Origin of the sequence: Virgibacillus litoralis, from assembly GCF_017873675.1 — a bacterium.
Taxonomy (GTDB): domain Bacteria; phylum Bacillota; class Bacilli; order Bacillales; family Amphibacillaceae; genus Lentibacillus; species Lentibacillus litoralis.
This window is the reverse complement of record NZ_JAGGKK010000002.1, coordinates 113,666-136,145: the sequence shown is the minus strand read 5'-3', so window position 1 is coordinate 136,145 and position 22,480 is coordinate 113,666. Positions and strand designations below refer to the sequence as shown.

Annotated in this window: 22 protein-coding genes and 2 other annotated features; of the genes, 19 read left to right on the top strand and 3 right to left on the bottom strand. The window is 35.8% G+C overall.

The window, feature by feature from the left end:
* The first annotated feature begins 442 nt into the window (after positions 1-442).
* Complete coding sequence (gene spoVID, locus J2Z82_RS02945) at positions 443-1,441, top strand: stage VI sporulation protein D (RefSeq protein WP_209479302.1); 999 nt, start codon at positions 443-445, stop codon at positions 1,439-1,441.
* Between the two features lie 63 nt (positions 1,442-1,504).
* A complete protein-coding gene (locus J2Z82_RS02940; protein WP_209479301.1) occupies positions 1,505-2,515 on the top strand; it encodes a phosphotransferase in 1,011 nt (336 codons plus the stop codon).
* On the opposite strand, the gene J2Z82_RS02935 is transcribed toward J2Z82_RS02940, so the two are convergent.
* Positions 2,512-2,700: a hypothetical protein gene (locus J2Z82_RS02935; RefSeq protein ID WP_092492421.1), complete on the bottom strand. Its 189-nt coding sequence runs from the start codon at positions 2,698-2,700 to the stop codon at positions 2,512-2,514. The genes J2Z82_RS02940 and J2Z82_RS02935 overlap by 4 nt on opposite strands.
* A 117-nt stretch (positions 2,701-2,817) precedes the next feature.
* Positions 2,818-3,047 (top strand) — a binding site (T-box leader).
* A gap of 145 nt (positions 3,048-3,192) precedes the next feature.
* Between J2Z82_RS02935 and J2Z82_RS02930 the strand changes: the two genes are divergently transcribed.
* Entirely contained in the window at positions 3,193-5,835 is a 2,643-nt protein-coding gene (locus J2Z82_RS02930) for a valine--tRNA ligase (RefSeq protein WP_209479300.1), read from the top strand.
* A gap of 19 nt (positions 5,836-5,854) precedes the next feature.
* Here the strand turns inward: J2Z82_RS02930 and J2Z82_RS02925 are convergent, their stop codons facing one another.
* Together J2Z82_RS02925 and J2Z82_RS02920 are read right to left on the bottom strand one after the other, a co-directional pair.
* Positions 5,855-6,727 carry an ATP-grasp domain-containing protein gene (locus tag J2Z82_RS02925; protein WP_209479299.1) on the bottom strand — a complete coding sequence of 291 codons (873 nt, stop codon included), beginning with the start codon at positions 6,725-6,727 and terminating at the stop codon, positions 5,855-5,857.
* Positions 6,724-7,632 (bottom strand): ATP-grasp domain-containing protein, encoded by a 909-nt coding sequence (locus J2Z82_RS02920; protein WP_209479298.1) that lies wholly within the window; start codon positions 7,630-7,632, stop codon positions 6,724-6,726. Before J2Z82_RS02920 ends, J2Z82_RS02925 begins: the two co-directional genes overlap by 4 nt.
* An 85-nt stretch (positions 7,633-7,717) precedes the next feature.
* On the opposite strand from J2Z82_RS02920, the gene J2Z82_RS02915 reads away from it, so the two are divergent.
* From J2Z82_RS02915 to obgE, 16 genes are all read left to right on the top strand, one after another.
* On the top strand, positions 7,718-9,001 hold the full coding sequence (locus J2Z82_RS02915; protein ID WP_209479297.1) for a bifunctional folylpolyglutamate synthase/dihydrofolate synthase: 1,284 nt from the start codon (positions 7,718-7,720) through the stop codon (positions 8,999-9,001).
* A gap of 135 nt (positions 9,002-9,136) precedes the next feature.
* The gene (locus J2Z82_RS02910; RefSeq protein WP_209479296.1) at positions 9,137-10,864 is read left to right on the top strand and encodes a sensor domain-containing diguanylate cyclase; all 1,728 of its coding nucleotides are present in this window, start codon (positions 9,137-9,139) and stop codon (positions 10,862-10,864) included.
* 380 nt (positions 10,865-11,244) lie between these two features.
* Positions 11,245-12,192, top strand: a complete 948-nt coding sequence (locus J2Z82_RS02905) for an SPOR domain-containing protein (RefSeq protein ID WP_209479295.1) — start codon at positions 11,245-11,247, stop codon at positions 12,190-12,192.
* Between the two features lie 197 nt (positions 12,193-12,389).
* Positions 12,390-13,079 carry a RadC family protein gene (gene radC / locus J2Z82_RS02900; RefSeq protein WP_209479294.1) on the top strand — a complete coding sequence of 230 codons (690 nt, stop codon included), beginning with the start codon at positions 12,390-12,392 and terminating at the stop codon, positions 13,077-13,079.
* A 239-nt stretch (positions 13,080-13,318) separates the two neighbouring features.
* Positions 13,319-14,359 carry a rod shape-determining protein gene (locus J2Z82_RS02895; protein WP_209479293.1) on the top strand — a complete coding sequence of 347 codons (1,041 nt, stop codon included), beginning with the start codon at positions 13,319-13,321 and terminating at the stop codon, positions 14,357-14,359.
* Positions 14,360-14,371: 12 nt separating this feature from the next.
* Positions 14,372-15,253, top strand: a complete 882-nt coding sequence (gene mreC, locus J2Z82_RS02890; protein ID WP_209479292.1) for a rod shape-determining protein MreC — start codon at positions 14,372-14,374, stop codon at positions 15,251-15,253.
* Positions 15,253-15,792: a rod shape-determining protein MreD gene (gene mreD, locus J2Z82_RS02885; RefSeq protein WP_209479291.1), complete on the top strand. Its 540-nt coding sequence runs from the start codon at positions 15,253-15,255 to the stop codon at positions 15,790-15,792. The genes mreC and mreD overlap by 1 nt, the downstream gene beginning before the upstream one ends.
* Before the next feature lie 31 nt (positions 15,793-15,823).
* On the top strand, positions 15,824-16,510 hold the full coding sequence (minC, locus tag J2Z82_RS02880) for a septum site-determining protein MinC (RefSeq protein WP_342453595.1): 687 nt from the start codon (positions 15,824-15,826) through the stop codon (positions 16,508-16,510).
* Positions 16,503-17,300 (top strand): septum site-determining protein MinD, encoded by a 798-nt coding sequence (minD, locus tag J2Z82_RS02875; RefSeq protein WP_209479290.1) that lies wholly within the window; start codon positions 16,503-16,505, stop codon positions 17,298-17,300. The genes minC and minD overlap by 8 nt, the downstream gene beginning before the upstream one ends.
* 190 nt (positions 17,301-17,490) lie before the next feature.
* Positions 17,491-18,258: a M23 family metallopeptidase gene (locus J2Z82_RS02870; RefSeq protein WP_209479289.1), complete on the top strand. Its 768-nt coding sequence runs from the start codon at positions 17,491-17,493 to the stop codon at positions 18,256-18,258.
* Positions 18,245-19,105 (top strand): site-2 protease family protein, encoded by an 861-nt coding sequence (locus tag J2Z82_RS02865; RefSeq protein WP_209479288.1) that lies wholly within the window; start codon positions 18,245-18,247, stop codon positions 19,103-19,105. The genes J2Z82_RS02870 and J2Z82_RS02865 overlap by 14 nt, the downstream gene beginning before the upstream one ends.
* A 74-nt stretch (positions 19,106-19,179) precedes the next feature.
* Positions 19,180-19,251 (top strand) — a sequence feature (ribosomal protein L21 leader region).
* A gap of 13 nt (positions 19,252-19,264) precedes the next feature.
* On the top strand, positions 19,265-19,573 hold the full coding sequence (gene rplU, locus J2Z82_RS02860; protein ID WP_209479287.1) for a 50S ribosomal protein L21: 309 nt from the start codon (positions 19,265-19,267) through the stop codon (positions 19,571-19,573).
* A 12-nt stretch (positions 19,574-19,585) separates the two neighbouring features.
* Entirely contained in the window at positions 19,586-19,915 is a 330-nt protein-coding gene (locus J2Z82_RS02855) for a ribosomal-processing cysteine protease Prp (RefSeq protein ID WP_209479286.1), read from the top strand.
* Between the two features lie 14 nt (positions 19,916-19,929).
* On the top strand, positions 19,930-20,220 hold the full coding sequence (gene rpmA, locus J2Z82_RS02850; protein WP_209479285.1) for a 50S ribosomal protein L27: 291 nt from the start codon (positions 19,930-19,932) through the stop codon (positions 20,218-20,220).
* A gap of 435 nt (positions 20,221-20,655) precedes the next feature.
* Complete coding sequence (locus J2Z82_RS02845) at positions 20,656-21,183, top strand: Spo0B domain-containing protein (RefSeq protein ID WP_209479284.1); 528 nt, start codon at positions 20,656-20,658, stop codon at positions 21,181-21,183.
* Between the two features lie 14 nt (positions 21,184-21,197).
* Positions 21,198-22,478 carry a GTPase ObgE gene (obgE, locus tag J2Z82_RS02840; RefSeq protein WP_209479283.1) on the top strand — a complete coding sequence of 427 codons (1,281 nt, stop codon included), beginning with the start codon at positions 21,198-21,200 and terminating at the stop codon, positions 22,476-22,478.
* Positions 22,479-22,480: the final 2 nt, after the last annotated feature.

Here is a 22,480-nt window from a genome sequence, read left to right as displayed (position 1 = left end):
GAACTACGCAGCGACGCAGGATCAAGGAGGCTCATCAGCCGTCCTAAGGTTTGCGAAGTGTATTTCCGGAGCGGCATAATAGCACTCAAACTTTTTAAAAAGTACTTCACAGTTTATATCTAATTAGAAAAAATAAGTCCGGACTAATTCGAATTCTATTTTAAGAATTTTTGAATCATAGTTCGGATTTTACTTTGACTTAAATACTTTTGTCTCGACCTCTTTCTTAGAACTTAATAAATACTTTCTTATTGCATAAGTAACATAGGATTGTACTCCAAAGTATATGGAGGCTATGAGAAAGTAAATTTCACTTTCTAAAAAGTATCATTTAACGATAAGCAAGTTTTCTAATAGGTATAAGCATATCCTCTGTTTATATTTCATATAGTTGAATAAGACATATAAGCATATGGAATATGTGTTGAAGGGAGGAAGTCATTTGTCAAATAATCGGGAAGTATTCAGCTTTGATTTAAATGAATCGCTTTATTTTGAAGAAGGACAGGAAGTTGCAGAAATGCTGGGAATTTCATTGGACCCGGAAATTTCTATCCAGCCATTTAACGATTTTATTTCGATTCGAGGAGTAATTGAACTTCAAGGTTCATATCAAAAGGAAGTTTTTTCAAACGTAGAGGATGAAGATACATTAGATTTTGATGATTACCATTCTAGACGGTATGTTGAAAAAGTGGTAGAACTGGATAACGGCCAGTCAGAGTTTACTCACCGTTTCCCAGTTGAAATTTCTGTGCCAACATATCGTGTTGCAGATCTAAACGATGTGACGGTGAACATTGAATCCTTTGATTATGAAATACCAAACCAGAGTCAACTTAAATTAAGCTCTAGAATTGAAATACATGGGATTAGCGATCAAACCGAGGGTGCACCTGAAAAAGTAACAGAAACAAATAATGAATTCTTACCACCTCGGGAAGAGGAAACGTTTGAGTTTGATATTAAAGCAGAAAATGAAGCTACTGAACCAGACAGCCAGTTTACACCGGAGAATGCGCCTACATTATCTCCGGAAGTAGAAGATAGTGTATCACCAGAAAAAGAACGCTGGAAAAGTAAGAAATCACAATCACTTGCGGAATTTTTCAAGAAGGAACCTGTGGAAAGTTCTCCTGAAGAAGAAAGTTCACATGAATCCTCAACATTAAACTACACCGAATCTGACTATATGGAAGAAAACTATGAAAGTCGATCAGGTGAAACCAAAGATGTTAGTTATTTAGCAGATATGTTCAGAAGTGATGATGATGATCGATATGCTAAGATGCGGTTGTGTATTGTCCAGAATACAGATACAGTAGAATCAATTGCTAAACGTTATCAGATACCAGCACTTCAATTAGTGAAACAAAATAATCTAAGTGATGATAGTCTTGAAGAAGGTCAATTATTGTACATTCCTTTTAAGAAAAATTAACAGCTAATACCCCTTGCTTCGTAAAGTAAGGGGTATATATTTGAAAGGGTGGTGAAATGTAGTGTGAATGAAGTAATTCATAAAATAGCTGAACAATACGGGATCCATCCATATAAAATTGAACAGGTATCGGAACGGCTATTTCGTATTAGTGATGGTAAGCATTTATATGCGTTAAAGCAAAGTAATCTAACTGAAAGTAATTTGGCGTTTTGGGAATATATTTATCACCAAGCATATTCACAAAACATCCAAAGTATATTGCCTGTCTATTTAACAAAGCAATCAAAATTATACGCAATAAATAATCAATCGTACTATTATCTAACACCTTGGTTATCATCTAATAAACTTGATCAGCAGCAAGTAATTAGAAATTTATATAATGCAATTGGTGAAATACATGTTAAGACAAAGCGAACACAGTTTGTTCAGACTGACACTTTAATCAGCACATTCACCGATTACCAGAAGAACTCTGCAGAATTATATAAAAAAGAGTTGTACTTTGTTGAGTTGTTTGAAAAAAATAGATTTATGTCTCCATTTGAATTACTAGTTTGTACGCAATTTCGAATTATGGACAACGTTCTCACGGTGCTAAATAATTGCATTGACCTATTTATAAGTCAAATACAAAATGATAAAGAGTGGAATTATAGCCTATGTCATGGAAATTTAAATTTAGAACATATACTTCATCACAATGATACGTACATACTAAATTGGGAAAAAGCAACTTATGATAATGCTATTATGGATTTGTCTATTTTACTAAAACAACTTGTGCGCAACTATGATCAATCATCGTCACAATTAACTGATTCATTTTCAGCTTATACCAACCATAATAAACTGAAAAAAAGCGAACTTTATTTACTCGCGATTTATTTATTGAACCCATACCCCTACATAAAGAAAATCCAAGATTATATTGACAATCCATCGAACGATACGATGATTAATCAAGTAAAGGACCTGCAGTTTACTTCCCGTCAGCTGTTGTTTGGTTTGAAGTGGTTCGAGTTTGTTGAAAAAGAAAAATCTGTTAAAGATAATAATAAAGAAAATTAAATCCATTCCAGATAAAATGCGATAAATATCCCAACTAATATGCCAAGTAGAAATACGTCAAATGAAGTTGGAAATAACATTGTCCGGATTAATTGAAATATTAGAATCGGTAAAGTTACTCGTTCAATAACAATAATACTATTTCTCGCCCATGGAGGAAGTTTGTATCGGTAATATCTCGCCACTCTTATCACCTCATATGTGTTTTTTTAATATAGTATGTATATATAGTGTTGTTTTGTGCAATTCATATAATAATAGTTGATTTTATTTTCAGTAACCGATAAAATTAATATTAATATGTAAATGTGATGATAGGGAAGAGTACGAGATAATTACCTAAAAGAGAGGGAATGTTTGGTGGAAAATTCCCAGGAATAATTATTTTGGAAGGTCACCCTTGATACAGCTCCTTTGAAATAATACAGTAGAAGAGAGCCGGTTATTAGCCGTTATCAATGAATCAAGTGCACAAGTATAACTGCTTGTGAACGAAGGTGGTACCACGGAATATATCCTTTTCGTCCTTTATTGGATGGAGAGGATTTTTTTGTTTTATTTCACTAAATTAGAAAACATGGCATTCGCCAAGCCTTTCGGCGAATTGCCTTAGTTGGACTTATGCAGTAAGAAAGTAGTTATACTTTCTTATCTGCCAAAAAAGGGAGGATTTAATGATGAGTGAAGAGAGTAAAACAACGATGTCATCGAAGTACAATCCACAGGAAATTGAAAAAGACCGGTATCGTTTTTGGGTGGATGGTAAGTTCTTTGAAGCAACTGGGGATGAAGACAAGGAACCATATACGATAGTTATTCCACCGCCTAACGTAACTGGTAAGCTACATTTAGGTCATGCATGGGATACGACAATGCAGGATACAATTTCAAGAATGAAGCGGATGCAGGGCTATGATGTACTATGGCTTCCAGGAATGGACCATGCAGGTATTGCAACACAGGCCAAGGTTGAGGCTAAATTGAAAGAACAGGGTAAGAATCGCTATGATTTAGGGCGTGAAAAGTTTCTTGACACTGTTTGGGATTGGAAAGAGGAATATGCTGATTTTATTCGTGCCCAATGGGAAAAATTAGGCTTGGGACTTGATTATTCACGCGAGCGTTTTACAATGGATGATGGCTTATCAGACGCAGTACGTGAAGTATTTGTATCGTTATATAAAAAAAATCTTATCTATCGTGGCGAATATATTATCAATTGGGATCCAAATACCAAAACAGCACTTTCTGATATTGAAGTTATCTATGAAGAAGTTCAAGGAAAATTTTATCATATGCGGTATCCAATTAAAGAGAGTGATGAAACGATTGAAATTGCAACAACTCGACCAGAAACAATGCTTGGGGATACAGCAATAGCCGTGCATCCAAGTGACGATCGATACAGTCATTTAATCGGTAGGACTGTTGTATTGCCAATAGTTGGCCGTGAAATAAAAATAGTAGCTGATGAATATGTTGACATGGAATTGGGCTCAGGAGCAGTTAAAATTACGCCTGCACATGATCCAAATGATTTTGAAATTGGAAATCGTCATAATTTGGAACGAGTGTTGGTTATGCATGAAGATGGATCGATGAATGAAAACGCTGCTAAATATGAAGGACTAGACCGTTTTGAGTGCCGGAAACAAATTGTTAAAGACTTGCAGGATCAGGGTGTTCTGTTCAATATCGAGGAACGTGTACACCAAGTAGGGCATTCAGAACGCAGTGGGGCCGTTGTTGAACCATATTTATCAACACAATGGTTTGTAAATATGCAGCCTTTGGCGGATGAAGCTATTGAACTTCAGCAACGAGATGAAAAAGTTAATTTCGTTCCAGACCGATTTGAACGCACCTATCTGCACTGGATGGAGAATATTCGTGATTGGTGTATTTCGAGACAATTATGGTGGGGGCACCGAATTCCTGCATGGTACCATAAGGAAACAAATGAACCTTATGTAGGAAAAGAGGCACCTACAGATATCGAAAATTGGGAGCAGGACAATGATGTTCTTGATACATGGTTCTCCTCAGCATTATGGCCGTTCTCAACAATGGGCTGGCCTGATTTGGATGCTGAAGATTTTAAACGTCACTTTCCGACAGATGTTTTAGTGACCGGTTACGATATTATCTTTTTCTGGGTTGCACGGATGATATTTCAATCGAAAGAATTTACAGATCAAAGACCATTTAAAGATGTGCTGATTCATGGTTTGATTCGTGATGCTGATGGGCGCAAAATGAGTAAATCACTTGGTAATGGCGTAGATCCAATGGATGTTATTGAAAGGTATGGAGCAGATTCACTGCGTTATTTTCTGTTGACAGGTTCAACACCTGGCCAGGATTTACGTTTCCACTGGGAAAAAGTTGAGGCTACATGGAATTTTGCAAACAAGGTATGGAATGCATCACGATTTTCGCTTATGAATATGGAAGGTTTCACTTATGAAGATATTGATTTAAGCGGTGAAAAGTCACTAGCAGACAAATGGATACTAACTCGACTGAATGAAACGATTGAACAAGTAACCAAAAATACAAATAAATACGAGTTTGGTGAAGCAGGGCGTCATTTATACAATTTCATTTGGGATGAGCTTTGTGATTGGTATATTGAAATGGCTAAACTGCCGCTGTATGGTGATGACGAGAGTGAAAAACGAATGACGCAATCTGTTCTTGCATATGTGCTAGATCAGACGATGCGCATGCTTCATCCGTATATGCCATTTATTACAGAGGAAATCTGGCAGCAGCTTCCACATCAGGGAGCGTCAATTACAGTTGCTGCATGGCCAGAAGCGATTCCGGAATTTCATAATGAAATAGCATCAAAAGAAATGAAAAGACTCGTTTCAATTATTAAGTCCGTTCGTAACATCCGGGCAGAAGTTGATACACCAATGTCCAAGCAAATTAAATTGTTAATCCAGACTGAGGATGAAGCAACTGTTTCAGAACTGGAAAATAACCGTAATTATTTGGAACGTTTTTGTAATCCAAGTGAATTAACAATCAGTACAAAGGTTGATGTTCCGGAAAAAGCAATGTCAGCAGTTGTAACAGGCGCAGAGCTGTTCCTTCCACTGGAAGGGTTGATTGACTTTGATAAAGAAATTAAACGATTGGAAAAGGAACTTGATAAGTGGACGAAAGAAGTAGAAAGGGTTCAGAAAAAACTTTCGAATGAAGGATTTGTGAATAAAGCTCCACAAGCTGTTGTAGATGAGGAAAAACAAAAAGAACAAGACTATTTGGAGAAACAAGCAAAAGTCAAAGCACGATTGAATGAGTTAAATTGATAAATAAGTGGAGCGGAAATCATGAATTTCCGCTCTCTTTAATATGGGTTATATAATTATTTAGTATGTTTATATCAGAGACAGAGCTGAGCGTTCTGGAGCCTACAACATCTTCAATTTCATTTAAAAGGAGTTTACCATTCATATCAATTAAGAAATCAATTCCAACCATTCCAAAATCAAAGGAATCAAGTATCTTATTTAGTAAAGTTATCTCATGCCAATTTAATGAATACCATGTAGCAGATCCACCTAATTTAAAATTTGACCTAAAATCACTGTCACTGTTACTTTCCCGCAGAACAGCTCCAACAATTTGTTTGCCGACAACAAACACCCGCACATCTTTACCTAGCTGGACATTTTTAGTTGATTGAATAATTAGTCCATGTGCAGAAATATCGTCAGCTATACACCTCTCCCATTGCTGCTCATCCTCGATCAGATGTACTTGGTTGCCACCTCTGCCATTTACCGCCTTAACAACAAATGGAAATGGTATGATTGGCAGTTGTAAGCAGTTTTTTCTCTCCATAAAAATTGTATCAACCATTGGGATATTTAATTTGGCCATATGGTAATGTGTTAATGCTTTATTATTACATATAGTCGAAATGCGGGAGGAGTTAAAAACATTGATTCCCATCGATTCGAGTACTTTGTTTAGTAATGGTTCAATTGTTCGAACTACTGCAAAATCCGGCAATTGGACTTTCTGATTATTACAAACGACTGTTTGTTTATTTTGGAATACACCAATTGTTAATTCCTCCCGCAGTATCAATTTAAGTGTTATTCCTTGCATTGCTGCCTCATCAATAAACCATTTAATATATTCTTTATTTTGTTTAGAATCTTGTTCACTATAGATTAGCCAGCCAGTTAGGTTCATTTTGAATCCTCAATCCTTAACGTGTTTATTATATAACCAATCATAAATTCAGCAACATTGATTCCAGTACAATCATACATATTACGTATATGGGCATTAGAGTTTATTTCACAAATAACAGGCTTATTATCAGGACCAAATAATAAGTCTACACCAGCAAAATCAGCACCGATAGCTCTTGTTGCAGCTACTGCAGTTTCCTTTTCTTCATGGGACGGTTGATATTTTTTCATTGTTCCTCCAGCGGTTATATTTGCCCGAAAGTCATTAGATGAATGCCTTGTCATTGCTGCAACTACTTCATCACCAACTACTTGCAGGCGTATATCTTTTCCGTGACTTGAAGAAATAAATTCCTGGAGCATAAACGGTATTCCGTGAAGCTCAAAAAGTTTTTCAAATGCCTCTTCCATTGAGTGAACTAAGTAAACTTGTTCACCAAATGAACCGAACGCCTCTTTAATAATCACTGGAAAACCCAAAGAGTTGATTGAATCTCGAAAGTCTTTAGGATTGAAGTATTCTGACTTCACAAAAGCTTTTGGCGCAACAATTGTTTTGGGTATGGGTAAATGTTTAGCAGCTAATGTTTGATATGTAGCAATTTTGTCGTCACTTTTCTCAATCGATTCAGCACTGTTGAATACCCGGACCCCCAATAATTCGAGTTGCTTTGCTAGATAGATGTCCTTATCTGTGAAGATCACGAAATTAGGAAGACTCTCTTTATTTTCTCTAATCAAATCGAGTGAATCAGTCGATAAAAATGTTAACAGTTCATTATTTTTATATATATCTGTATAAATATTCTGTTTGAATGCAGCATCTTGAAGCCATTCAGCGAAATCGAGAAATTTGTTGCCAGGTAAGTATCCGTTATAAATTATCCATCCGTGTAAGTTCAATTCATGATTTCCTTTCTCATGGGTTATTATTATTGATATACTAATTTTATTGATTAGGATAATAAAGAAAAGCGGTGTATACATAATGTTTGAACACTTTCAGCAGGTAGAAAAGTTTTTTCAAAGCAGAAACCAATATGGGATGAAACCTGGATTAGACCGAATACATAAACTGTTGGAGTTACTCGGCAACCCACAGGAAAAGGTCAAAGCAATTCATGTTGCTGGGACAAATGGAAAAGGCTCAACTGTACAGTATATTAACAATGCATTAATTTCTAATGGAATATACACTGGAGTCTTTACTTCACCAAGTCTTAATGGACTAACTGGTCATATTTTCAAAAGTAATGACAAGATTAGTGAAATGGTGTTCACAGAACTAATTAATGAGGTTTATCCATTTGTTCAACAGCTGGATGCTGAAAATAACCATCCAACAGAATTTGAAATTATGACAGCAGCAGCTTTTCTGTATTTTAAAAAAAATGTTGATATTGCATTAATTGAAACAGGAATGGGTGGGAGAGATGATACCACTAATTGTTTTGAACCCATTTTGTCCATTATAACAAATGTGGAACAAGATCATATTGCATTTTTAGGTGAATCGCTTGAATCAATTGCTTTTCACAAAGCAGGAATAGTTAAAGAAAATAGACCGGTAGTAATTGGGGAAATGTCAGATGATGCTGAGTCCGTTATACTGAAGGAGGCTTCATTGAAGCATGCCCCATTATATCAACTAACTAAAACATTTAATTACTCCATTCTCCATGAAGAGTCAACCCATCAAGCATTTCAATGGATTTTGAGACAAGGTCAACAGCAAAAACATAAAGTATCAATCCAGACAAAAGGTGAACACCAAGTGAAGAATGCGTCTTTGGCACTTATGGCACTAAAACTTTTGGAGTCTAACGGATTTTCTTTAAATGCAGAAAAAAGCCTTAATGGGCTCTATGAAACGCAAATACCAGGCAGGTTTGAGCTGCTCCAAACAAATCCAGTTGTTATATTGGATGGGGCTCACAACCCTGCAAGTGTGCGAGCTTTTACAAAGACGATGACGTCAATATACAAAAACAAAGAAAAGCATCTGATTTTTGCAGCCTTTAGAGATAAGGATCTTAAGTATATGCTTGATCATTTAAGTAATCATTTTTCGTCTATAACTATAACAACATTTCAACATCCTAGAGCTGCTTCTGTGGAAGAACTTCAAACAGAAATAAATCATCCAGATGTTCGGACTAATCACGACTGGAAGAAGGTAATAGAGGAGATTCAAGTTCAGGATAATGAGGTATGTTACTTTGTTACGGGTTCTCTGCACTTTATTGCTAATGTAAGAAATATTTTGAAATAAAATTAATAATATAGTAACATGTAATTATCAGAAAGTTTTTAATCTATGAGTCTTTAGTATGATTTTTTGTGGATTTAAAAATAGAGTAGAAGTATCATTTGTTAACATTTTAACAATGATAGGAGATGTAAATTAATGGTTTCTAAAGGTAAAATGAAGCTAACATGGATACTGTGGTTTATTTTATGGCCAACAATATTATGGCTTTCATATAATTACTATTATGTAAGAATAGAAGATCAATTAATCGATATTCTTCTATTTGCTTTGTTTATGTGTATTGTTGCCTGGTTTCCTTTAACGATAAATGACAATCCGGTTTTCTTTGTTAATGGGATAAGCATAGCAGTTTTTCTTACATTTGGTCTTTTTGTCGAGATAATATTAACACAAATAGCAATAGTTACAGTTCTAGCCAAAACTGGTGTCGGAAAGAAGGATAATTATCGTTATCCATTAAATATGTTAATGTTCTCGCTTGTATCTGTAATTGGAGCAGGTGTATATGGTCAACTAGGGGGTAATCATCAAACGATTTTAACCCAAAGCGAGGAGCAAGTATGGGCAATATTTGGATATGCAATTACTATTTTTATCGCAAATCAGTTTTTTAACAAATTAATTGATAAAGCATTTTATAAAAGAAAAGTTAAAATTTTTGATGAAGGTTTAAGGTGGGAATTTATCTCATCATTATTAATTATACCAGTGGGTTTTGTATTATTTGTGCTTTATAGTGAAATTGGGCGTGCAGGGATTTTCTATTTAGGAATACCATTTGTATTTATCTCAATTATATTAATGCTTTTATATTCCTACAAAGAAATAAATCGATACCTCGAAAAAACAGGAGAAATTGGTCACCAATTAACAAACCGAATGGAATTAAGTTCAGTATATAACGTTTTTATTAATGAAATTAGTGATTTACTGCCAATTGATTATGCCTATATTTATATAGTGGATGATAATAAATTAAAATTAGAACAATTCTATGACTTAGAGAACAATACAGAAGCATCTTTTAGCTCACTGAAAAGGAATGAAGCGTTTAGCGGTAAAGTTTGGGCAACAGGGAAGTCACTTTTGTATAAACGGGCTTCAGATTGGGCAACTGTAAAAAGCAGAAAAATACCTTCAGATACAGAGAGTGTGTTATCACTACCAGTTGAGTATGGTGAAGATATTATTGGTGTTGTAACAATTGAATCTAAACAGAAAAAAGCATTTGAGAAACTGCATTTTCAAATAATGGATATTTTAACTAATTATTTAGGTGTTGCAGTAGAAAATGCGAAAAACTATGAACTTACTAAATCACAAAGTGAACGAGATGGGCTAACTCAATTATATAATTTCAGGTATATGGAAAAATTGCTGGAAGATTACTGTGAAAACTTAATTGAAAACGATAGTGATGAAAGTTTTTCGTTACTATTGTTGGACATAGATCATTTTAAAAAAGTTAATGATATTTATGGTCATGAAGCTGGAAATGAAATATTGTGTCAGATTGCGGAATGTCTGAAGAGCTTTGTCGGTGATAAAGGGGTAATTGCACGTTATGGCGGTGAAGAGTTTGTTGTATTTCTTCCGTATAGTGGTTTAAGCGAATCCACCCGAATTGCTGAAAACATACGAACTTTAATTGCTGACACCCCTTTTATCGTTCATAAGCATATTGTTAATAATACGGCTCCATTAAAAGTAGCTATTACAACCAGTATTGGAATTTCTGTATTTCCAATTCATTGCGAAACACCAAGTGAATTAATTCGCCATGCAGACCGTGCTATGTATATAGGAGCAAAGAGGAAGGGTAGAAATCGGGTTGCCGTTTACGAAGACCTCAAAAGTTCTTGATCGTTTATTATGCTATAAACGTAATCAAGAGCTTGTTTTTTTGAAGAATTGTGCTTAAAACATTGCATCATTGCTGTACTTGATGCCCCGATTTCCGCGGGATTGCGCTGAATTTCCTCGCGGGCAATGGTATTTGTATTTGAGGAAGCTAAATATTGTCGCACATTGGTAACCGAAGCGAAAAAAAACATTGCTCCAGTGTCGCATTCTATATCGTTAGCAACACATTTTAGAAAACAGCCTAAAATCAAAAGGTCACCTTTTTTGTAGAAAGTAATCAGATTATGTTGAACGTTTTTTTGAAAGAGTGACAACAATCGTCTTACTTTTTACTAGTCATGTGCTAGAGTGAAACAAACTCGCACATGGAGGGGAAATGGTTGGGAAAAGATAATAAAATTACAGTATGGATGGGTGGAAAGAAGACAACGTTAAACCGAGATGATCATCCAGATGAAAAATACTCCATCAAGGAATTTAATAAAGACTATTCAGCTGCTACGCTGGAAGAAGCTAATGGTGATGAGGTACCTACATTTGTAAGAAGACATAGCGATGATAGTAATAATGAACATTACTTTGGTCGGAAATCCAGATTCAGCTCTTTTAAACCAATAATCCTTGCCTCGATTTCCGCTATCATAATTGGGTCTGTGTTAGGTTTCTTTATGTTAAACATGTTTGTTGATATTGATAAGGGTCTTAGCCAGCAGAATTACACTATACCTGCGACAGTAGATGATGAGGACGAGGATGAGACAAACAAGGAAACTGATGATCAGGAAACAGCTTCGGATGAAGTTATCTCAGCAGCTCAATTTCAATCAAAGAATGCTTTTGTATTACAGGCAGGGAAATTTGAAGGTGAAGCAAATGCTAATGAAATGAAAGATAAATTCAATCAAGCTGGTTTTTCTGCAATGATCTGGTTAAAAGAAAATTATTATTACGTTTTAGCAGGAATCGCGAACTCAAAGGATAAGGCAAATCAACTAGCTAATGAGCTCAATGAAGATAAATTAGAGGTCTTTGTGAAGAACTGGGGTACAGAATCAAGTGAAATTAAACTGAGTGATGATGAAATCAGCTGGCTCAAGGCTTATAATAAGCAATGGGCTGAATCATTGATTTCAGTGAACAAGAGTGAAAACTTATCAGAAGATGGATGGGCAAATATTGTGAATACAATACCCAAGAATTCAACAAACATTGGTGGATTTACCTCTTTTCTAAAAAAAGAGATTTCTAAACTTGTTCAAGCCAACAAATGGCAAGAACAGCGCATGTTACTAAATTTATGGTATCAATTTAATCTTTTGGTGAATTAACTATACAAGGGTTCAAAAAATAAGACAAATAGTCGGTTTTAGATTTTAGCATAATCTCTTATGTGTAAAGATAAATTTTATTGTAGGAGAAATTGAATAATAGGCGATGGAATGAGTCCAAAAATGGTTTTTTGTTAAGTTGTTCGAATTCGAATAAATAGATAATATGAATTTATCTTAACAAAGGAGGACTGTTGATGACTTCATCGACTATTATGATTAAGGATGTACCTAAGGAAGATCGTCCACGAGAACGAATGCTTAAATTAGGTTCAAGTCATTTGTCTAACCAGGAGCTACTCGCAATATTGCTTGGAAGTGGGACAAGAGACGAATCAGTAATGACATTATCCAATCGTGTCTTAATGCATTTTGAGGGGTTAAACCTGCTTAAAGACGCTACTATTGAGGAACTGACAGCAATTAAAGGTATTGGAGAAGCTAAAGGTGTATTGTTGCTTTCAGCAATGGAGTTAGGGAGACGAATGAACCAATATAAGCCGAATGAACGATATATTATTCGATCTCCGGAAGATGGAGCAGATTATGTCATGGAAGAAATGCGAAACTTGAACCAGGAACATTTTGTTGTATTATTTCTAAATACTAAAAACCAAATCATTCATCGTCAAACCATTTTTATTGGAAGTTTAAATGCTTCAATTGTACATCCGCGTGAAGTATATAGAGAAGCTGTCAAACGCTCTGCAGCTTCAATTATTTGTGCTCACAATCATCCCTCCGGAGATCCAGCCCCATCCCAAGAAGATATACATGTTACAAGACGTTTAGTTGAATCAGGAAAGATGATAGGTATAGAACTTCTCGACCATTTGGTTATTGGTGATCGTAAATTTGTCTCTTTAAAAGAAAAAGGATACTTATAACACTATCTATTTTTTAATTTTTTTCGTATAATTGTATAGAAGTAAAAGTTGGCGCCAGTTTCCGGATTTTTATTGAAATTGGCGCTTATTATAATTATCTAAATGGATAAAGATGTTTACTTTAAGTTATAAAAATGTTTAAAATTATGAGTTGAAGTTATATTGCAACACTAAAGCTAAATAGATATAGTAAAGCTACATACAACTAACGAATTTGCTATTTGGAAAGGGAGATTTTTTTGGGAGGATTTAGTTTTTCACAGGACTTAGGTATAGATTTAGGTACTGCAAATACACTTGTATTTGTAAAAGGAAAGGGTGTTGTTGTTCGCGAACCAACAGTAGTTGCGAAGAATATTCAAACAGGTGAAATCGAAGCTGTAGGAAGTTCAGCACGAAATATGATTGGGCGGACTCCTGGAAACATTTCAGTTGTGCGACCAATGAAAGACGGTGTAATCGCAGACTACGACACTACTGCAGTAATGATGAAGTATTATATAAAAAAAGCCATGCGAAATCGATCCATGTTTGCTAGGAAGCCAAACGTAATGATCTGTGTGCCATCTGGTATTACAATGGTTGAAGAACGCGCAGTTATTGATGCGACAAAACAAGCTGGTGCAAAGGATGCTTATCCTATTGCTGAACCATTTGCAGCAGCTATAGGTGCAGGATTACCTGTCTGGGAACCAACAGGCAGTATGATTGTTGATATTGGCGGAGGTACTACTGAAGTTGCTGTTATTTCGCTTGGTGGTATTGTGACGAGTCGATCGATTCGGACGGCAGGTGATGACATGGATGAGTCGATAACCAATTATATTCGTAAACATTATAATTTGATGATAGGTGAGCGGTCTGCAGAATCCATTAAAATGGACATTGGAACTGCAGGAGAAATTACCGAAGATATCGAAATGGATATAAGAGGTCGTGATTTATTAACTGGTCTACCGAAGACGATTTCGATAACCGCAAAAGAAATAGCTGTTTCACTAAATGATACAGTTCAAGCCATTATTGATGCAGTCAAAAACACATTGGAGAAAACACCTCCTGAACTGGCTGCAGACATAATGGATCGCGGCATTGTTTTATCTGGCGGAGGATCTCTTTTAAGAAACTTAGACAAAATAATTAGTGATGAGACAAAAATGCCTGTTTTTGTTACAGAAGACCCTCTGGATAGTGTGGCAATTGGGACAGGCAAATCATTGGAATACATTCAACACTTTCGCTCCCATCCGAATGTATCATCTCGTCCTACTATTGAGTAAGTAGGTGTTTTTATGCCAATTTTTCGCAAAAAAAGATTGTTCATTCTATTAATTGGAATTATTATTCTTGTTGCAATGATAGGTTTTTCCTTAAGGGATAGAGATAATCTTTCGACACCAGAGCAGTTTTTAAAAGATACAGTAGGATGGGCGCAAAATATAATACACACTCCAGTAAACTATGTAACGACTATTTTTACAAATATTGATGACATTAAAAATACGTATAATGAGAATCAGCTATTACGAGAAAAGTTAGCTCAATATAAAAGTTTGGTTTATGAAGTTCAAGAAATAAAGGAAGACAATGACGAACTACGTGAAACACTAAAAAAAACAAAATCTATTCAAGATTACAATCCGATTCAGGCAACTGTAATGTCCAGATCACCTGAACAGTGGATTGAACAAGTAACGATTAACAAAGGAATACAAGATGGCGTAAAAGAAAATATGGCAGTTATTACAGCAGAAGGTATGGTTGGTAAAATACAGACTGTTTCTCAGTTTACATCAACTGTTAAACTGCTGTCGGGTTTTGATCAATTTAACCGGATATCAGCAACGATTTCTCAAGAAGAAAGCAATGATATTTTTGGGTTAATTGAAGAGTATGATGATGAATCGAATAATTTGTTATTTAAAATTATCGAGGAGTCTAATAAGGATATAGAAAAAGGAGAATTAGTTGTATCTTCTGGTATGGGCGGTGTATTTCCGGCTGGATTGCCAATAGGAACAGTTAAAGAGGTTAAGCCTGACCAGTATGGATTAACACGAACTGCGCTTATCGAACCAGCAGCAGACATGTATGAAATAAATAATGTGATTGTTGTTGACCGTGCTCTCGCTGAAGACAAAACATCCAAAGATACCGAGGAGGATAATGAGTAATGAAGCGAATAATTATTCCCCTTGTCCTCTTTTCATTTCTTGTATTAGAAGGTGTTGCACTGGAATTATTGCCTATTTCGCTAGCGAAGAGTGACCTGGTTATAGTTCCCCATTGGGTCTTTGTATTTCTGTTATTTTTAGCTATTTTCTATGATAGAGAAAACACATATTTTTCCGTTTTGTATGGATTATTATTTGGTTTGTTAATTGATATTGTCTACACAGGAGTATTAGGTGTCTACATGTTCTCCTACGCCTTGGTAATATATATTATTCACGGACTTACGAAAATGCTTCATGCTAATTTCTTTGTAAGCCTGCTACTTGGAATGATAGGGTTGATATTGTGTGAGGTTATTATTAATGCCATCTATACTGTAGTTGGAATATCAGATATGATATGGAAAGATTATCTAATTTATCGAATGGCACCAACAGTAATTGCCAATATCCTGTTTTTAGCCGCATTATATCCGATAATGTTTAAAAAACTTAGCAGCTGGAGAAATGAACAATTATCTACAAATACTACATTTTAATGTCTAGGTAAATTATTGAGGTGAGCTTATTGTGATTGACAAGAAACAAATGATAATCATTAAGGGTACAAAGGACGGACTAACATTATTCATTGAGGATCAAGGGTCGTTCGAAGAGGTTATGGATGAACTTAGTGATAAACTTGCAGAGAATAATCCAAGCCACGATGAACCAGTAGTTCCTGTAACAGTGAAGTTAGGGAATAGATATCTTAATGATCAGCAAAAAAAACAGCTAAGTGATTTGATAGGTAATAAAAACCGTTTCTCTATACAATCCTTTGATTCCGAAGTCATTCGCAGGGATGAGGCATTAACGTGGAAAGAGGATAGTGAGATAAAATCAATTAATAGAATAGTAAGGTCGGGCCAGGTTTTAGAAGTGGTTGGAGACCTGCTGCTGATTGGTGATGTGAATCCTGGTGGTAAAGTTGTTACAACAGGCAATATTTTCATTATGGGCAGTCTTAGAGGAATCGCGCATGCTGGTCTAAATGGTGATCGTGATGCAGTAATAGCTGCATCATATATGAAACCTAGTCAGCTTCGTATAGCAGATTATATTAGCCGAGCTCCAGATTATGAATCTGAGGGAGTTTATATGGAATGTGGTCTGATTGACGAAAAACAAGATAAGATTGTTATTGACCGACTACAAGTTCTTTCACATAAACGAAAAGATATAAGCGGGTTTGAAAGGAGAATGCAGAATGGGTGAATCAATAGTAATAACTTCGGGTAAAGGAGGAGTTGGTAAAACAACCACAACTGCAAATATCGGTACTGCTCTGGCTTTAATGGAGAACAAGGTTTGTCTGATTGATACAGATATTGGCTTGAGAAACCTTGACGTTGTAATGGGACTTGAAAATCGCATAATCTTTGATATTGTTGACGTTATTGAGGAACGGTGTAAACTTAAACAAGCATTAATAAAGGATAAGCGATTCGATCACTTAACACTTTTACCTGCAGCACAAACTAGTGATAAGACAGCAGTAACAACTGAAGGTATGCAAAAAATTGTTGAAGAACTAAAACAGGAATACGATTATATTATTATTGATTGCCCGGCTGGAATAGAGCAAGGATTCCAAAATGCAATTGCCGGAGCAGATAAAGCGATTGTTGTAACTACCCCTGAAAAATCAAGTGTTAGAGATGCAGACAGGATTGTAGGATTATTGGAAAAAGAGGATATAGAATCTCCTAAACTCGTAATTAACCGTATACGTAATCATATGATGAAAAGCGGAGATATGTTGGATATAGATGATATTATTCAAATTCTATCTATCGACCTCATAGGTATTGTGATTGATGATGATGAAGTTATTAAAGCATCAAATCACGGAGAACCTGTTGCTTTTCAGCCAAATTCAAAGGCATCAATTGCATATAGAAATATTGCCCGGCGAATATTAGGTGAGACTGTACCACTTCAGTCACTTGAAGATGAAAAAGGCGTGTTTCAAAAGGTTAAAAGTTTCTTCGGGATGCGCTCATAATAATTAAATTTCACATGTGAAAAACCATACATAGGTTTTTTGCATGTTTTTTTATCCATTTAAATGAATAGTTTTCCTATCATGATTATCACATTCTAACCTCGTCGAAGAATTCTATTATTATTCTTAACATATCCTTACCCTTTTGCACATAGACTTGTACAAAAGCATGATGAGGGTTGTGAGGATAATGAATAAAGGGATAAAAAAAGTAAGGAAATCAATTAATCAACGGAAAAAAATGCGAGGATTGAATCCAAAAGACAAACATTCAAAGCAATTTTTGCCATCTTTTCCACAGGAAGAAGAAAAACATGGTTATTTCCCTATTTTCACTGACAACACTGGTACGTCAAAAAATACTAGTCAGCGTGTTTCTGGATTTGCTGTCAAGGGAATTCTTTCAGTAATGCTTTTCTTTGGTACAGCCCTGTTGTTCCAAACTGATGCAGAATTATTAACAGGACCTAAAAAGTGGACAGGCAATGCATTAACTGAAGAATTTCCATTTGCTAGCGTTAATCAGTGGTATCAGGAAACATTTGGTGCACCAATGGCATTGACACCAAATCAGAATCAAAATACAGATGAAGGGCAATCACTTGCTTTACCTGTTTCTGGAAGTGTTTCAGAATCATTTCAAGCGAATGGGACTGGAATTCTGATAGCACCAGAAAAAGCATCGAATGTATCATCTTTGCGTGGAGGCGTAGTGATTTTTGCAGGGAATGATAGGGAGACTAAAAAAACAGTAATTGTCCAGCATGCTGACAGTAGTAAAACGGTATATGGCTATTTAAGTTCGATTGATGTTCACTTGTACCAGTTTGTAGATAAAAATCAAATGTTAGGAAAAATTGAGCCATCTACTGAGAATGAAATGGTTTATTTCGCTATTGAAAAAGCAAATGAATTTGTGGATCCTGTACAGGTGATTAAAGTTGATGACTCTCCGTAATTTTTTTCCTGTAATCCACATTCATCCAATTTTATTAATATTTATTATTGTTTCATTTTTGACAGGTACATTCATAGAGCTGATGGTTATATTAGGAATCGTACTCTTCCATGAACTTGGTCATTTCACTATGGCTAAAATTTTTAAGTGGCGTATTAGAGGTATTATGCTGTGGGTTTTTGGTGGTGTAATGGATACCGACGAGAATGGAACAAAACCCCTGTTCGAGGAAATTCTAGTTACCATTGCAGGACCTTTTCAGCATTTATTTATCTACATGCTGTTATTATTTTTGTCTGTAAATAGTACAGTACCATCCTCGATTATTGAGTTGGCATTTTTTTATAATAGTGCAATTTTATTATTTAACTTATTACCAATCTGGCCATTGGATGGTGGTAAGCTAATATTCCAGATTCTCTCAACATTATTACCGTATCGTAAGGCATATGATTATGTTATTATTTTTTCAATATGTACTTGTATTGTATTTTTAATCGTACAGTTAATCTTCATGCCGTTTACATTGAGTGCCTTTATTCTATTTTTATTTTTGCTTATGGAGAACAGATCAGACTGGAAGCAGCGTTATTATGTGTTTATTCGTTTTTTACTTAGGCGTTATCATGGTGAGACATATATAAAAGGGGTTCGCCCCATGGAAGTATCGCATGATAGTTTTTTAATGGATATATTCAGTAATTTTCATCGGGAAAAGAGACATCCTATTTATGTTACATTTCCTGGAGATATTCGAGAATCTATTGATGAAATGGATTGCTTGCACAGCTATTTTCACGAGAGAAATTACAGTAAGCCAATTGGTGAAATCACAAGTAATCTGTAAGGGTGAATTTCTATGTGGCAGCTTGACAAATGTTTCTCAAACATGGTAACATCAATACGTTAAACATCGTAGCACCAGTGCTACAACCGCGCAAAGCAGGTTATAAACTCTATCGGGTACCTGTGATGGCGAGTCTTAGTTGATTAGGAGGTGCAAGATATGTACGCAATTATTGAAACAGGCGGCAAGCAAGTGAAAGTTGAAGAAGGACAAGAAATCTACGTTGAAAAAGTTGAAGCAGATGCAAATGATGCTGTTACTTTTGAAAATGTTCTTTTCGTAGGTGGAGATGATGTTAAGGTAGGTGCACCATATGTAAGTGGTGCAACAGTAACGGCAAAAGTTGAGAAACAAGGTCGTCAAAAAAAGATCACTGTTTTCAAATATAAGCCAAAGAAAAACTATCATCGTAAACAAGGTCATCGTCAGCCATACACAAAATTAGTTATTGATAAAATTAATGCATAAAGGTTTTGGCTTATGATTAATGTAACTGTATATCGAAATAATAATCAAATTACTATGTTTGAATTATCCGGACATGCAGATAGTGGGCCGTATGGCTATGATTTAGTCTGTGCAGGTGTTTCGGCTGTATCATTTGGTACAGTAAATGCAGTTATGAAACTTTCTGAAGCAGAGCTTGAGATCGAACAGGGAGATGAAGGTGGTTATCTTTGTGTAACTGTTCCTGGTCAGTTGGATAAGGCTGTTTCGGATAAAGTTCAACTCTTGTTCGAAGGTATGCTTATTTCATTAGAAACTATAGAACGTGAGTATAGCAAGTTTGTTACAATTCAAAGTAAATAAGGAGGTGCAACAACATGCTACGTCTAGATTTACAGTTTTTCTCTCAGAAAAAAGGTGCTGGTAGTACTAAGAACGGTCGTGATTCAGAATCAAAACGTCTTGGTGCAAAACGTGCGGATGGCCAGGTTGTTACTGGTGGATCTATTTTATTCCGTCAACGCGGGACAAAAATTTATCCTGGTGTTAACGTAGGCCGCGGCGGAGATGACACTTTATTTGCAAAAATCGATGGTATTGTTAAATTTGAACGCTATGGTCGTGACCGCAAAAAAGTAAGTGTATATCCAGTTGCCAAGGAAGCTTAATAAGTATTTTAAAACTCCAGCCAATTCTATGGTTGGAGTTTTTTTAGGCAGATAAGAAACCAACATGGGCCGAGTGAACAGCCATCATTATTATGAAAATGCTGTAAGAGGTGTTTTCATACAGGTTTTATGGACATCAGAGACCTTACCTTATTTGGCACAAATCGCCTCTATTAACCATGATATATGTGGAATAGGGTCTTCAGTGTCCAGATAACTTCGAAAAGGTGACTTTTTTATTTAAATAGAGTCTCCTGTTCGTTAAACCTCAGTGGCTCTTCAATGCGCAGCAGCCATGAAAATAAATTTGTAGTAGAGCTATAGAGGTGTTTTCATATAAACTCCTTGCTTACCAGCCTAACTGTAACTTTAGCCATTTGGCGACAAACTAAGCTCTTAAATGGTATACTTTCTTTAGTACTGGGGGAGAGAAAGATGGAAGAAAAAGATGTTATAAAGGTTTTGCGCCATTATCGCCATGACTTATTGAATCATCTGCAGATTATCCAAGGCTATTTAAGTATGGGTAAGACAGATAAAGTGGAGTCGAAGGTAAAGGAATATTTGCAGCTTCTGGATGAGGAACGGAAACTTGTTAATTTAAATGCTCCGTTGTTTGCATTATCTTTAATTCAATTCGATTCCCTACATAGCAATTTTCGTTTGACATATCATATACATACAAATAAAAAGGACTTACAGTATTTAGATGAAGTGATGGAAAGCAGCTTGAATCAACTGATGAGCCAGATTAAAAATACGTCTGATGAAACAGAGTTATATGAAATGCATTTACAAATGTATGAAGTATCTTCTTCATCTATGATAGAATTAAAACTTACTGTTAATGGTAATTTGCCTAGTATTGAAAAATTAATGAAAAATATAGAAAGTATGGGACAGGGTATAGAAGTACATCAGGAGCCGGATGGTTTCGTGTGTACTATAGAAATCCCATGCTAATGAGGTGAGCAATAATGTTTGTAGATCAGGTTAGTGTATATGTTAAAGCAGGTGATGGCGGAAATGGCCTTGTTGCATATCGGAGAGAAAAATATGTACCTTTAGGTGGACCTGCCGGTGGTGATGGTGGTAATGGCGGCGATGTTGTTTTCAAAGTTGATGAAGGACTTAACACGTTAATGGATTTCCGGTATAACCGCCATTTTAAAGCTAAACGCGGAGAGAATGGGATGAATCAAAATCAGCATGGTAAAAATGCAAATCCATTAGTAATAGCTGTTCCGCCAGGCACAACGGTGGTTGATGAGGATACACAAGAGGTGATTGCTGACTTAACCACACATGGTCAAGAGACTGTAATAGCTAAAAGTGGCCGTGGCGGGCGTGGTAACTCCCGTTTTGCTACTCCAAGAAATCCTGCTCCAGAGATTGCTGAAAATGGCGAGCCTGGGCAGGAACGTAATATTAAAGTAGAATTAAAATTACTTGCAGATGTAGGGTTAGTCGGTTTTCCAAGCGTTGGAAAGTCTACATTATTATCCGTAGTTAGTGCTGCGAAACCAAAGATAGCTGACTATCACTTTACAACGTTAGCACCAAATCTTGGAGTCGTTGATACAGCAGACAATCGAAGTTTTGTGATGGCTGATTTACCTGGTTTAATAGAAGGTGCCCATGAGGGGATTGGGTTAGGTCATCAGTTCTTACGTCATGTTGAGCGTACGCGAGTAATTTTACATGTGGTTGATATGTCTAGTTTTGAAGACAGAGATCCATATGATGATTTCGTGAAAATTAATCAGGAATTAGAAGAATATGATAATCAGTTGATGAACAGACCACAAATTATTGCGGCTAATAAGATGGACATGCCTGGGGCTGAGGAAAACTTACAGGAATTTAAAGCGAAATTAACAGATGAATACCCCGTCCATTCTATCTCTGCGTTAACGAAAGATGGATTGAGAGATATATTGTTTGAAATTGCAGATACATTAGATAAGATACCGAAGCATTCGAACGTGATAGAGGATGTTGATGAAAAGGTTGTCTATCGATATAAAAAAGAAGAAACTCCATTTACGATTACGCGAGATTCTGATGGTGCATATGTCTTGTCAGGTAGTAAAATAGAAAAATTATTTAAGATGACTGATTTCGCAAAAGATGAAGCAGTGCAGCGTTTTTCTAGGCAAATACGCGGAATGGGTGTTGACGACGCTCTGCGAAAACGTGGAGCTAAAGACGGTGACACTATTCGAATTATGGATTTTGAGTTCGAATTTATTGAGTAGAC